The following is a 14,035-nucleotide window of genomic DNA, read 5'->3' as shown; positions in this document are numbered from 1 at the left end:
AAATTCAGGATCGTTTATTCGATAACCGAGTAAGTAATAACCGGCTTTTCTTTGTTTTTGAGGGTGAACTCTCCATTGATCTCGCAACGGAAAGATTCCTTTATTTTCTGGTATACCTGCTCGGTAATCAATACCTGGCCAGCTTTGGCAACAGACTGGAGCCTTTGTGCCACATTTACGGAGTCGCCAATCACTGTATAGTCTAATCTTCTGAGCGAGGCTGAGCCAATATTGCCCGATACCATTTCACCTGAATTGATGCCGATAGACACATCGGGTTTGAATTCCTTTTCGCCCGTTGTAATTGGTTCTGTTTTTGCCAGTTCAGCTTTTATGGCAAGCGCAGTATCAATGGCCCTATCTAAATGATAGTCACCACGATAAACGGCCATTACCGCATCTCCCATAAATTTATCTACATGACCGCCCTGTGCAATGATCTCTTTTACGATTTTATCAAACAGTCCATTGAGCAGGTTAACTACGGTATTAGCCTGAACATGTTCTGTAATGGCAGTAAATCCACAAACATCAATGAACATTACGGTGGCGTCCATTATTTCATTTTTGAGCAGGCTGCTTTCAAACTCTTTGTGCGACATGAAATTCAGCACATTGTCGTCCACATACATTTTAAGGATATTGTTTTCCTTAATAGCCTGCATGGTATCCTGCAATTGCTTTACGTAATTGATGGTTTTTTCCATCGTTACATCGAGGTCGTCAAAATCAACAGGTTTGCATACAAAATCGAATGCACCGCGGTTCATTGCGGTACGTATATTTTGCATATCACCATAGGCGGATACAACCACTGCTTTCAATATTGGATTGGCTTCAGGTAGACGGCTCAGTAGAGTAAGACCATCCATTACCGGCATATTGATGTCCGATAACACGATGTCCAGGTCAGGATGTTCGCTTACTTTTTTTAGTGCTTCCTCACCATTTTGTGCAAAAACGAACTCATACACGTTCTCACGTATTTTCCTTCTGAACTTCTGTTTTACAAGCGCCTCTAAATCAGCTTCGTCGTCTACAACAAGTATCTTGGCCATTATTTGCTCAAGGTTTTAAGTTTTTCTTTTAACAGATTAAAATCAAGGGGTTTTGTCAAGAAATCGTTTGCGCCGCGCTCCATCGCCTGGCGATGATTTTCTTCATCGCCATAAGCAGTGATCATCATCACCATCGGAGGGGGTTCATCATACTCATGCCTGATGCGCGATAGTAATTCCAAACCGCTCATACCCGGCATATTGATGTCGGATAATATCAATACGACCTCACTATGCTTGTCGTGCAGATAATTGAGGGCATCCTCACCGGATAAGGCAAAGTCGAACTCAAATTCGTGTTCGCGTATTTCTCTGCGAAACCTTTGCAAAAATAGTGGCTGCACGTCAGCCTCGTCATCCACGACAAGTATTTTCATCTTTTGGCTAAATATAAATATTAAACTTAAACGGGTAAGCTTATTTTGAACTCCGATCCCTCGCCCTGTTTACTTTTGACATCAATTTTACCTGAATGCGCCTTTACCACAATATCGTAACTTAATGATAAACCAAGACCTGTTCCTTCGCCAGTCGGTTTAGTAGTGAAGAACGGCTGTAATATCTTCTCCTTTATCTCGTCAGGTATACCGGTACCGTTATCTTTTACTATAATCTCTAATGATTTTCCTTTCAGCAACGTTGTCACTTCAACCTTTGGTTTAAACTCTGCATCTGCTGTCTTTTGCCTTTCTTTTACAGCGTAGAAGGCATTATTAAACAAATTGAGCAGCACGCGGCCAATATCCTGTGGCACCAGATTGGCTTGTGGTAAATTTTCAGCAAAGTGGGTGATCAGCTCTGCATTAAAGGACTTATCTTTTGCACGCAGACCATGATAGGCCAGACGGAGGTATTCATCTGCAAGTTTATTAATGTCTGTCGGCTCTTTTACATTACTGCTGGCGCGGCTGTGTTGCAGCATACCTTTCACTATACCATCGGCACGTTTGCCGTGATGCATAATTTTTTCAAGATTTTGTTTGATGTCGGCAGCAATGGCAACGGCTTCTTCTTTATCTCCTTTGTTAAGCTCCTCTTCCATTTCCTCAATCAGCTCAGCAGTGACTTCCGAGAAGTTGTTGACGAAGTTTAATGGGTTCTGGATCTCATGAGCAATACCGGCGGTTAGCTCACCCAATGAAGCCATCTTTTCCGACTGGATCAATTGTGCCTGGGTGGTTTTTAACTCTTGTAGAGTCTCCTGCAATTCATCTTTTTGCTTTTGAAGCTCAATGGTGCGTTCCTGTACCAATGATTCCAGTTCTGCCCGTCGTTCAGTGCTAATGCGTAATTCTTCTTCCTGTTTTCTGGAAGTTGCCCATTTCCCGAATATCCAGGCAAAGGCTATCAGAATGGCATAATTGAAAAATTGTTCATACTTATCATAAAATCCATCAAAAAATGCCTGAAACAAGAAATTGATAAGTCCGACTATCGCGAGCGGGGCATTGGCCAAAAGATAAGAACGTTGCGGCGCAAAGTCCCGTTCCCTAATTCCATAATAGATCAGGCCAGCCAGTATAGCAGATCCGATCAGATGCTGGAATGAATCTTCAAGAGTAAAAGTGGTTGCAAAATAGCCCACAATTATTACCCAGGTTGCTGTAGACAACATGGTTCTCCATTTTGGAGACAGGATTGAGAATTTAAGCGATTTATTTATTCGCCGTATGATCAGAAAAGCAGCCAGAAAATAAAAAAAGTCCATTCTTTATGTCAATAATGCCCGGTTGAAAATTATGCTAATGGCAAATCTATTATAAATTCTGAGCCTTCGCCTTCTTTGCTTTCAATATTTATTTTGCCATTGTGTCCCTTCACGATAATATCATAGCTTAACGATAATCCTAGGCCCGTTCCTTCCCCAGTTGGTTTAGTAGTAAAAAACGGCTGCATGATCTTATCCTTAATACTTTCAGGAATGCCGTTGCCATTATCCCTTACTTTTATCTCGATATGGTCGTCGGTATGAGTTGTACTCAATTCTACAACTGGTTTGTAATCAGTTCCGGCAGTTTTTGCTTTTTGGTTTACCGCATAAAAGGCATTATTAATCAGGTTGAGCAGCACGCGGCCTATATCCTGTTGCACTACATTCACTTTAGGCAGAGCCGGATCAAAGTGCGTCACCATTTCGGCATTAAAGGATTTGTCTTTTGCTCGTAGGCCGTGAAATGATAATTTGAAGAATTCATCCGCCAGTACATTAATATTAGTCAGCTGCTTTTCGCCTGTACTGGCGCGGCTATGCTGCAGCATACCTTTTACGATAAAATCGGCACGCTTACCATGCTGACTGATCTTTTGCTGATTGGCCTTTATATCGCTGATCAAAGGTCTTACTTCAGTTATGGAACCTTTATCAAACTCCAGTTCCATCTCTTCTATCAATTCAGTATTTACTTCCGAAAAATTATTTACAAAATTGAGCGGGTTTTGTATCTCGTGGGCAATGCCTGCAGTCAACTCACCTAATGAAGCCATCTTTTCAGATTGAATAAGTTGCCTTTGCGTGTTTTTAAGATCGGTGACGGTTTTCTCCAGGTCTTTGCGTTGAGTTTCGATCTTATCATTTTGCTGCTTGAGCACAGAATTGGCTTTTTTGCGTTGGCTGTTTGCGAACAATAGAATGGCAGCAACCAAAACGAATACACCCAGAACGCCAAGCAAAGTATAAAAACGGACTTTATTCTGATAAGCTGTTTCTTTCTCTTTGGCTTCCTGCCGGCGCTGTTGTTCGTTAAAAACCAGGTTCTGTACCTGCAAAGTTTTCTGCTGGCTGAATAAACTGTCTTTTGCCTGTTGCGTAACCTCCTGGTAATAAAAAGCATTTTTATAATCATTAACTGCTTTGTATTCACTAGTCAAAAGAGTTGTGGAACGCTGCACTTGGTCGGGATTGCGGTCAATTTTTGCATTTTCAAAGGCGTTTTTTGCATAAAAGATACTGGAGTCAGATTTATGCATTTGCTGATAAGCCTCAGCTATCCTGCGGTAGCACTCACTTAATAAATAGTGATCGTTTTTTGAACCGGTGTCTTTAATAGCTTTTTGATAATAACCTATCGCAATTTCATTATTTCCTTTTTTGAATTCTACTATACCGAAGTTCCTGATCAGGTATCCAAAATTTTTGAAACTTTTCTTTTTTACGGCGAAATCATAAGCTTTTTTTGTGAAGAAGTATGCTGAATCTGGCTTGTTCATATCCAGGTAGGCTCTCGCGATATTATTCAGCATTGTAACTTCGATTTCATTGTAATGATATTTTTCAGTTATATGAAACGCTGCATAGAAGTTATCAAGCGACTTTGGGTAATCATGCATAGTAGAGTAAGTGAGACCCCGGGTGTTGTAGCAGGAAGCCACAACATGCATTTCTTTAATCTGCATAGCTTCTGGAAGTGCCTGAAATGTGGTTTTTAAGCTTCCTGGCAAATCGCCGCTGATATTCTGATAAGTAGCTATAGAAGATAATGCCTGTACCTCTCCTAATTTATAATGTATTTTACGTGAAAGGGCCAAACCTTTTCGGGCATACATCATTCCCGAATCAACATCGGTTGTCAGAAAAACATCAACACTTTTAAAAAAATAAATCTCGGCTAATGTGGTATCCTGCCTGTTTTTGTTGTAAGCTTTTTTCAAACTGTCTATGTTTGGTTTTTGAGCAAACACTGAAATACAGGAGCACAACAATAAAGCAATCAGGGATAATTTCTTTTTCATTTACAGGAGCAGGTTTGAAGTTGTTCCTATAAATGTAAGCAATCGCTATAAAAAGAAAGAATTCAGGAAGTTAGCTTGCTGAATTAAATAAAATAAACTTGATTTGAGAATTAGTGCTGCCTTGCACGACGCTTCAATACTCCTCCGGCTGCTTCTTTAATGGTGCTTGTAAAAATGAAAGCCTTCTCATCTATTTCGTGTACAACGTTTCTCAATCGTCGAACTTCCATCCTCGTTACTACAGTGAATACGATATCCACTGGCTGGCTTACATCAAAACTTTGACGCAGAAAGCCGCGCTCACCTTTGTAAACCGTGATACCACGGCCTAACTCCATTACCAGTCTTTCTTTGATAATGGCGCTTTGACCGGAAATAATGGTCACCCCAGTATATTCCTCCAAGCCTTCAATAACGAAGTTGCTTGTGCGGGAAGCTACATAATAGGTAAGGATTGAATAAAGAGCTTCCGGGAGTCCTACTTCTATCGCTGCAATAAGAAAAATGACGATATTGATGCCTAGTATGATCTCGCTAACGGTAAAACTGATCCGTTTGCCCGTATAAAGAGCCAAAACTTCAATGCCATCTAATGCACAGCCTCCGCGAATAGATAACCCTACTCCAATGCCCATAAATCCACCACCAAAGACCGCAACCAGTAATTTGTCCCTAGTGATAGTGTGCAAATGAACAACATGAATTAAGAGTAATATGCAAGCTCCCAAACCGACCACAGCCGCTAAAGTTTTATAAGCGAATGCTTTGTTCACCTGCATTGCGCCCATGATAATAAAAGGGATGTTTACCCCGACAATTACATAGGGAATAATTTTAAATTCACTCGGCTCACTGATGACAAGCGAAATACCGGTAACTCCTCCGTCGAAAAATTTATTCGGTATCAAGAAGCCTGTTAATGCAAAGCCGCAGAAAAGTATACCAAAAATGACATAGATCGTATCAATAACAGCACTGGGTAAGGTTAGTCTCTTCATGTTGGCTTATTGTAATCAGGGCTTTATGATGAACAGTTAATAGTTTTTTAGTCCCCGTAAATTTAATGCAGTTTAGCTAAAATATGCGCCTCTAAATAAATTTTCATCAAAATTGCTTTCAGAACTACTTTTTCATCGGCACAAAATTCACTCCTGCATTAAAGTTTTTATATTTATTGCGTTCGTTTAATTAGAACTTTTAATGTTGTTTTACAGAGCGAATTAAAGCGTACGACCCAAATCACAATAACTATAAGGATAGAATGAATAATTCCAACAAAAACATTTACTACCTGGCCTTAGGTGCTTTTGTACTTTTAATAATTGCTTACGCTAATCACTTTAACAACGGCTTCCATTTCGACGATTCACACGCCATTGTAACCAATACTTATATTCGCAGCCTGAAAAATATACCGGCTTTCTTTTCAGACCCAAAAATGTTCAGCTCTGAACCTACGCATTGGGGGCTACGCTCGCTGGTTACTACCACATTGGCAATAGATTACTGGATAGGGGGAGGGCTTTATCCGTTCTACTTCCAACTGGATACATTTATCTGGCATATCGGGTTGTGTATCCTGCTTTTCTTCGTTTATAAAACGCTCATGCGCAACTCTTTCCAGCAGCAATGGGCTCCATACCTGGCATTTACTGCAGCAGCATGGTACGCTTTACATGTGGTGAATGGTGAAACGCTGAATTATGTGATCTCGCGATCAGATGTACTATCTACTTTTATGATCGTTTTATCCTTCCTGATCTATATCAATTGGCCGGAAAAGCGTAAATATTTCCTGTATATCATTCCCGCCTTTTTAGGCGTTTTTGCAAAGGAAACTGTGCTTTGTTTGGTTATCACGCTATTCTTTTATATCCTGCTGTTTGAGAAAGATCTCTCTTTCGGCGACCTGTTCAAACCGAAAAACTTCAAAACAATCTTGCTGGTGATTTGGCATATGCTGCCATTAATATTAGTCGTTGGAGCAACGCAGGTATATGCTTTAACGCGAATCAAAAGTGTCCCGGGTATATCAAACCCATTGTTACCTTACATTCTCACCCAAAGCTATATTTGGGTGCATTATTTTATATCATTCTTTCTGCCGTTCAATCTCTCGGCTGACTCTGATTGGGGTGTTCTTCCCAATCCATTTGACGAGCGTATCATCATTGGCTGCATTTTCATCGTTGGGTTACTGATTACAATCATCAGGACTTCCATAAAACCTGAAAGCCGGCCCATTGCTTTTGGGTTGATCTGGTTTTCGGTGGCTTTATTGCCGACTTCATTAGCTCCGTTTGCGGAGGTGACTAATGACCATCGGATGTACTTCCCGTTCATCGGCCTGATGCTGAGTGTGGTTACTTACCTGGGATTATTGATCAAACGCTATAACCGCGTTTTTGAAAACAAAAGGAATTTCTCTTACTTGTTCGTGCTACTGTTCTGTATTCTGGGCCTAAACGCCTACGGAATTTATAACCGGAACAAAGTTTGGCATGATGAAGAATCATTGTGGCATGATGTAAGCGTAAAAAGTCCATTAAATGGACGCGGCTTAATGAACTATGGCCTTGCATTGATGGATAAAGGCAAATACCCCCAGGCCGAAAAGGAATTTAAAGCGGCTGAAAAGCTGACGCCGACTTATTCGTACCTGTATATAAATGAAGGGGTGCTTTATGGTGCACAACATAGAAATGGCGAAGCAGTAGAAAACTTTGAAAAAGCTATTTCTTTGCAGCCGGATGATTTTACCTCTTATACTTTTTACGCACGATTTCTACTGGATGCCGGCAGAACAGCAGATGCTCAGGCAAATGCCGAAAAAGCATTGCAGTTAAACCCGGGTTCGGAAATGGCGATGGGGTTATTATTAAAAATATACAATAAGCTTGGCAACTGGGATCAGCTTGGTAAAACTGCAAAACAATATTTAGCCTTGATACCAGGCGATAAATTTGCGCAACAGTGCTTACAGGCTTCTAAAACACATCAAAAAGTAGTAGTTGAAGGTACAACCAAAGTTACCAAGCCGGTTACTGCGGAAGACTACCTGAACCAAAGTCTTGATTTTTACAACCAGGGTCAATACGATAAATGTATCGAGGCATCAAACCGGGCATTAAAGTTAAAACCCGATTATGCTGATGCATGGAACAATATCGGGGCGGCTTATATCAAATTAACTCAATGGGATAAGGCTATTGACGCATGCAAAAAAGCATTGGCCATCAATCCAAACCATACTTTAGCCAATAATAATCTGAAGTTTGCCCAGTCGCAGCTGAAAAAGTAAGGGTTATTTATTCAGCATAATAAATATGCCCGTCAGCACGATGAATGCACCGATGGCTTGTTTAATGTTCAGACTCTCTTTTAAAAAGATGTGATTAGCGATTACTATAAATATGATCGAAGTAAGCGTAATGAACACTGAAAGGGTAGTAGAGATATCTGCCAGGTAAGTGATCTTCAACAAGGTGTTATTGATCAGGATAAATGATAAGCGTGACAATACCGCCAGCGACATCGAAAGAATAAATTTCCAGTTAAATATCAGTTTAACAATATTACCCATGCTAAAAAGATTGCCGGAGATCAAACCTCTGTCGCCCAGCAGAACAATGGAAAAGGCGGTGGCCAGGCAATAAACTATTACCCAGAAAATAGCTAAGGCAATCATATTTGTCGACGATTTAGTGGTTAGTTTTGGTTTGAGTTGCACAGTTCTCAGGTCGTTTTTCAAAAATAACTAAATAAAGCTATTCCTAAATTTTATTATCGGCGTGGCCCAGGGTATAAACCCATGATATAAAAGCTGCCATACGTTTGCCCCACATCATCCGGAACATTCGCAGCTCTTCCTGCTTTCTTATGCCATCAGATAATTTAGCCGTTGTTTCTGATTCTTCATGTATGCGATGATTCATCAGGTTCTTATGGATGTAGACAAATGAGCCTTTCCTGTTGGCTAACTGAAACCATGCGTACCAATCCAGGGCAACAGTAAATTCTTGCGAGAAACTAAAATCATTTAGTGCTTCAATATTATAGGTCACCGCCGGGCAGCAGATAGGATCGCCAAACTTTAAAACCAATTTTTTGAAATAATTGCTCTTTACCTCTTTTTTAAACAGAAAAGGGAATAGTAATACTCTTTTTACAAAGTAGTTTAATGACTTTAGGCGACGTTGATCATTCACCCAATCGTAATACCCGGTGAAAGTGATCAGCACGTTTTTATTGGTGTATTTGATAACGTTTTCAGCATAAGCAGGTTCGTAAATATCATCCTGGTGGGCAATGGTAGCCAGTGGGGTAGTAACTTTCGACAAGGCAAAATTCCAGTCGTTAGCTATGCCTTTTTTATCGTTAATATAATAGGGTAGATTGTATTTTTCTGCAATATTTTTTGTGTAATCAGTTGGGGTTGAGGTTGTAACGATAATCTCGCTTCTCACTGATTGTGCCAGTAAACTCTGTATGCATTGTTCAATAAAAGGCGATTCTTTATAAGCCGGAATTACAAATGTGTGTACAGAATCGTTGGTCATTGTAATAAGTTCTTATTAAATCCGGCTAAAATTTTTCTTCACGACCGAAATATATCATTTCCAATCCGAGTCAGAAAATTAAATGGACAAAGTAAAACAAAAAGTCAAAAAACTGATCATCGTATACTTATCGTCCTAAAACCTTTGATTTAGCGGAAATTAACTAAACTTAATTTTCTTAAAAGTGTTATCTTATAAACTAATATTCAAGAATGAAGATAACATATATATCTACCTATCCCCCAAGAGAGTGCGGATTGGCTTCTTTTAATAAGAATTTGATGAATGCTATAAGATCAAATTTTCATGGAGAAGATTTAGAAGAAGGAGGATCGGTAGTTGCTATAAACCCCGACAATCTTGATGAATACAATTATCCGCCGGAAGTGGAGTTTGTGATCCGTCAAAATGAACCTGACGACTATCGCGCTGCGGTTGACGTGATAAATGATAGCGATTCCGACATCTGTATTTTGCAGCATGAGTTTGGAATATTTGGCGGAGAGGCTGGTATATATATCCTGTCTTTGGTTAATCAACTGAAAAAACCGCTTATCACTATTTTCCATACTGTGCTGGAAAGACCTTCCAATCAGCAAAAAATAGCTATTCAAAGTATTGCCAAAAACTCCGACCGGGTTGTGGTAATGGGTACTTATGCTATTCAGATGCTGCAGCAGATATATAATGTCCCTAAAAATAAGATTGCTTACATCGAACATGGTGCTCCGGATACAGAAATTTTATCTGATAATCCGCTTAAGCTTGAAAAACTATTCAATGATCATAAAGTATTGTTAACTTTTGGTTTGATCAGCCGGAACAAAGGCCTGGAAACCGTAATACGTGCTTTGCCTGAAATTATTGAACATCATAAAAATGCAGTGTACGTTATTTTGGGTTCTACGCACCCTGGTATATTAAAAAGTTCAGGCGAGGAGTACCGGGATTACCTGGTAGAGTTGGCTGAAGAATTGAAAGTAAAAGATCATATTGTTTTTATTAATCGCTATGTATCTGAGGACGAACTGATGAACTATCTTTCTGCTGCGGATATCTATGTTTCGCCATATCTGAATGAAGCCCAGATCACCAGTGGTACACTTTGTTATGCTGTAAGGGCCGGTGCTGCTGTGATAGCCACACCTTACTGGCATGCCAGGGAGTTGTTATCAAATGGACGTGGAAAACTTTTTAATTTTAAAGACGAAAAGGGTTTAGCTTCAACAATCATTAATTTGTTGGATTCTCCTTCTACCCTTCATGAAGTACGATCACGGGCATACGATTATGGAACCCATTTAAAGTGGACTTCGATAGGGAATAATTACATTGATATTATTGAAGATGTAATAGAAAATCAGGATGTGAACGAACGGATATTGCGTCAGATCATCGATCCAGAGATCATGCCCGAATTCAGTTTGGATTATGTGAAGCTGCTTACGGATAGTACCGGTATTATTCAGCATGCCAAATATGGCGTACCGGATTGGAAGGAAGGCTATTGTGTGGATGATAATGCCCGGGCGCTTTTGATGTCGCTGATGGCTTATCACCTGAATTATCCGGACGCTATTAAACTGATGCCTTCTTACTTAAGCTTCCTGCTTTATATGCAAAATGAGGATGGTTATTTCAGGAATTTTTTAAGTTACGATAAACGTTTCCTTGATGACAGAGGCTCGGAAGATGCATTCGGCCGGTCAGTCTGGGCTCTGGGTTACCTGGTTGATAAATCACCCCATGATTCGTATGGTAAATTAGGTGAAGAGTTATTCCGCAGGGCAGAGCCTCATTTCAAGGATCTGGAATATTTGAGGGGAATTAGCAATACCATGATAGGGATTTCTCATTATCTGAAAAGACATCCGGCTGAGAAACACCTGGTAGAAACGTTAAAAGATTTGACAAAAAAATTGACGGATGCCTTCAATAAAACACATGATTCGGAATGGCATTGGTTTGAAGATTTTCTGACCTATGATAATGCTATTCTGCCCTTATCATTATTGCACTCTGTAGCAATAACCGGCAACAAGGAGGTTTTAGATATCGCATTTGCATCACTGAAGTTTCTGGAAGATATTACTTTCAAATCAAACTACTGGAACCCGATAGGAAACGAGAACTGGTATTTCCGTGATGGCAGCATGTCATGTTACGACCAGCAGGCTATAGAAACGATGGCGATGGTTTTGATGTATGGCAAGGCTTATGAGGTTACCGAAGATTCACAATACCTGGAAAAGATGTTCTCTGTTTATCAATGGTTCCTCGGCGAAAACTCCCTCAGTATTCCTCTGTATGATCCGGAAACCAAGGGCTGTTCTGATGGATTACACCGTATGGGCATCAACAAAAACCAGGGCGCAGAGAGTGTATTAGCCTATTTAATATCACACCTGACCGTACTGCAGAATTTTAAAACCAAACCGTCCAGTCCAAACGGGGAGCTTGCCAGTGATGACAGGATGATGTTTAAATAAAAAAGATAAAATGATCTCTGATCCGAATCATATTCTTGGGTCAGAGATCACCTTATCTAATAATGCATTCAGCTCGACTATTGCAAAGGACGACGAGTAATCCGAAAGCCCGTAGGGCAGGATCAATTTCCCATTATTAATGATACTTCCGCAGGAATAAACCACATTTGGTACATAACCTTCACGCTCGTCCTGGTTGGGTACAAGTAGCGGCTCTTTAAGCCGCCCTATTTCCACAGAAGGATCGTCCAGTTTAAACAGGCTTGCACCCAGACAATATTTTCTCATCGGGCCAACACCATGGGTGATAACCAGCCAGCCGCGGTCTGTTTCTATCGGCGAGCCACAGTTTCCTATCTGTACCAGTTCCCAAGGGTGCAATGGATCCTGTAGTTTGATAGGTGTTTCCCATAGGTTAATGTTGTTGGAATACATGATAAAGTTATTGCACCCATCGATCCGCGAAAGCATGGTATAGTATCCGTTTACTTTTCTTGGAAACAAGGCCAGATTTTTGTTGCTGGCGCCCTTACCGTGAAGCGGTCTAATCTTAAAACTATGAAAGTCGGTAGTTTGCAGTAGTTTAGGCATGATCAAAGCACCATCAAAAGCAGTATAGGTTGCATAATAAGTAGCTGGTCCGCCATTGTCTGAAAATTTAACAAACCGGGCATCCTCAATTCCTTTGCGTTCAAGCTCCGACATCGGAAATATCACGCGGTCTGAAATATCTGTATCCAGCGAGAAGCTGATACTGCTATACGAGTCTGATAGCCAGAGTATTTTTTCATACTCCGTTTTTTTTGAATCATTTATATCTTTATGCTGCAGGCTCAGTACCGTCCGTTGTAAAGTGTCATAATCAAATTTTTCGTCTAATTGTCCTTTTAGTTCTTTTACTATTTTAGGGTCAATCCGGGCGGTAACTATTTTTTCGAAAAATAGCTTCTTTTCAAATGTCGTAGTGTTGCGTATGATCTCTGCTTCATCTACATAATTACCTACGGGCAATACTTCTATTTTACTGTTTCGGTCTATAATAGCTCGCCTGAAAGCAATAGATGAAATATGTCCTTCGCCAACAGCCCTGAAGCTTATGATCAGTCGTTTTTGTCCGGCCTCCAGCTCAGATTGGTCGGGGTCTTCAATAATTGATGGATTAAAAAAAGCGGCAGATTCAATAGAGTATTCATGTGTAAAGTAAGAACCCATCAGCAATTTCCTGTAGCTGGTTAGCTCTTCCGGATCATAACCTACGCTTTCAATAAACGATCTTACCCGGTTACAATGCCTGTAGAGTATTTTGGTAATGTTACGGTGCCTTTTAGAAAACTCCTGTAATAAAGGAGAAACAATAGCAAATACTTCGTCTTCACTGAGCTTCATTACCCGTTCTATTATCTCTTTTGCTCTTTGTTCGCCATTAAAAAAGAATCTGGCAATTACACGTTTTGCATCGGGATAAACCCTTATTGGCTGGCGTTCTATAGGTATTCTCATACAGAGAAATTTTGGTTGGAGTAATAAATTAAGGAGAAATTTATTCATTAATTTCCGTTTCGGGAATCTCGATATAGTAAATATTACCGATATAGATTCCGTTCTGAATAGCCAGTTTATGCCTGGTATCTTCTAATACTTTTTTTTCATCGGGACTGTCTTTGGGGACCGACAGAAAGTAGATCACATTATCTGTTTCATTGTTAATGAACTTATAATGTTTGCAGTCTTTTTTCATCACACAAGAAGGTTTACATAGATAATTGTTAAAGGATGATTTTTGTTTGCTATTTGTATTGAATATTCAAGTAAAATTTACGATATTCATTGCCGATCTTTTTTGCCATTCCTCATTCGTGTTTTAGCTGAGCATTCACCCCCCTAATTATTTTATTAATTAATAGTTGATTTTTTCATGGGAAACGCCCGCGTATGGCGCCTGATATTTTCCTGTTGAAATATCAACTGAAAGTAAACTATTAATTAAAATTTGCTTTATGGATTTTTTTCCGGAAATTTATTTTCCCTTGATTGGTAAAATATTGCCGTATACTAAAATGCTCTTTTTGAGTGTTTAATAGATATAGCACCAGAACTATTTTTGAAAACGAACCCTGAATGAAAGTAAATTAACCTTTATTTTATTTAGAAAATTAGTTAAAACATTATCTTTTATTGGCTGTATATAGCAAATCACAGC

The 14,035-nt window shown here is 39.7% G+C and carries 11 protein-coding genes; 2 read left to right on the top strand and 9 right to left on the bottom strand.

Annotation, left to right across the window (positions count from 1 at the left end; translation table 11 throughout):
- Nucleotides 1–14: 14 nt before the first annotated feature.
- From VIM89_RS16730 to VIM89_RS16710, 5 genes are all read right to left on the bottom strand, one after another.
- Complete coding sequence (locus VIM89_RS16730) at nucleotides 15–1,058, bottom strand: adenylate/guanylate cyclase domain-containing protein (protein WP_488157321.1); 1,044 nt, start codon at nucleotides 1,056–1,058, stop codon at nucleotides 15–17.
- Nucleotides 1,058–1,435: a response regulator gene (locus VIM89_RS16725; RefSeq protein ID WP_488157320.1), complete on the bottom strand. Its 378-nt coding sequence runs from the start codon at nucleotides 1,433–1,435 to the stop codon at nucleotides 1,058–1,060. Before VIM89_RS16725 ends, VIM89_RS16730 begins: the two co-directional genes overlap by 1 nt.
- Before the next feature lie 26 nt (nucleotides 1,436–1,461).
- Nucleotides 1,462–2,766 (bottom strand): sensor histidine kinase, encoded by a 1,305-nt coding sequence (locus tag VIM89_RS16720; protein ID WP_488157319.1) that lies wholly within the window; start codon nucleotides 2,764–2,766, stop codon nucleotides 1,462–1,464.
- Between the two features lie 29 nt (nucleotides 2,767–2,795).
- Nucleotides 2,796–4,787: a tetratricopeptide repeat-containing sensor histidine kinase gene (locus tag VIM89_RS16715; RefSeq protein ID WP_488157318.1), complete on the bottom strand. Its 1,992-nt coding sequence runs from the start codon at nucleotides 4,785–4,787 to the stop codon at nucleotides 2,796–2,798.
- Between the two features lie 110 nt (nucleotides 4,788–4,897).
- Nucleotides 4,898–5,785, bottom strand: coding sequence for a YitT family protein (locus tag VIM89_RS16710; RefSeq protein ID WP_488157317.1), 888 nt, complete (start codon nucleotides 5,783–5,785; stop codon nucleotides 4,898–4,900).
- 263 nt (nucleotides 5,786–6,048) lie between these two features.
- Between VIM89_RS16710 and VIM89_RS16705 the strand changes: the two genes are divergently transcribed.
- Nucleotides 6,049–8,088, top strand: coding sequence for a tetratricopeptide repeat protein (locus VIM89_RS16705; protein ID WP_488157316.1), 2,040 nt, complete (start codon nucleotides 6,049–6,051; stop codon nucleotides 8,086–8,088).
- Nucleotides 8,089–8,091: 3 nt separating this feature from the next.
- Here the strand turns inward: VIM89_RS16705 and VIM89_RS16700 are convergent, their stop codons facing one another.
- Together VIM89_RS16700 and VIM89_RS16695 are read right to left on the bottom strand one after the other, a co-directional pair.
- Nucleotides 8,092–8,517 carry a hypothetical protein gene (locus VIM89_RS16700; RefSeq protein ID WP_488157315.1) on the bottom strand — a complete coding sequence of 142 codons (426 nt, stop codon included), beginning with the start codon at nucleotides 8,515–8,517 and terminating at the stop codon, nucleotides 8,092–8,094.
- A gap of 43 nt (nucleotides 8,518–8,560) precedes the next feature.
- Nucleotides 8,561–9,346: a glycosyltransferase family 2 protein gene (locus VIM89_RS16695; protein ID WP_488157314.1), complete on the bottom strand. Its 786-nt coding sequence runs from the start codon at nucleotides 9,344–9,346 to the stop codon at nucleotides 8,561–8,563.
- Nucleotides 9,347–9,558: 212 nt separating this feature from the next.
- On the opposite strand from VIM89_RS16695, the gene VIM89_RS16690 reads away from it, so the two are divergent.
- Nucleotides 9,559–11,835, top strand: a complete 2,277-nt coding sequence (locus VIM89_RS16690) for a glycosyltransferase family 4 protein (RefSeq protein WP_488157313.1) — start codon at nucleotides 9,559–9,561, stop codon at nucleotides 11,833–11,835.
- Between the two features lie 27 nt (nucleotides 11,836–11,862).
- Here VIM89_RS16690 and VIM89_RS16685 read toward each other — a convergent pair whose 3' ends face one another.
- Nucleotides 11,863–13,335, bottom strand: coding sequence for a glycoside hydrolase family 130 protein (locus tag VIM89_RS16685; RefSeq protein WP_488157312.1), 1,473 nt, complete (start codon nucleotides 13,333–13,335; stop codon nucleotides 11,863–11,865).
- Nucleotides 13,336–13,375: 40 nt separating this feature from the next.
- Entirely contained in the window at nucleotides 13,376–13,573 is a 198-nt protein-coding gene (locus VIM89_RS16680) for a hypothetical protein (protein ID WP_488157311.1), read from the bottom strand.
- Nucleotides 13,574–14,035 lie beyond the last annotated feature (462 nt).

Origin of the sequence: Mucilaginibacter sp. (assembly GCF_036568825.1) — a bacterium.
Taxonomy (GTDB): Bacteria; Bacteroidota; Bacteroidia; order Sphingobacteriales; family Sphingobacteriaceae; genus Mucilaginibacter.
The sequence above is the reverse complement of the archived record's forward strand: the minus strand, read 5'-3'. Positions and strand labels throughout refer to the sequence as shown.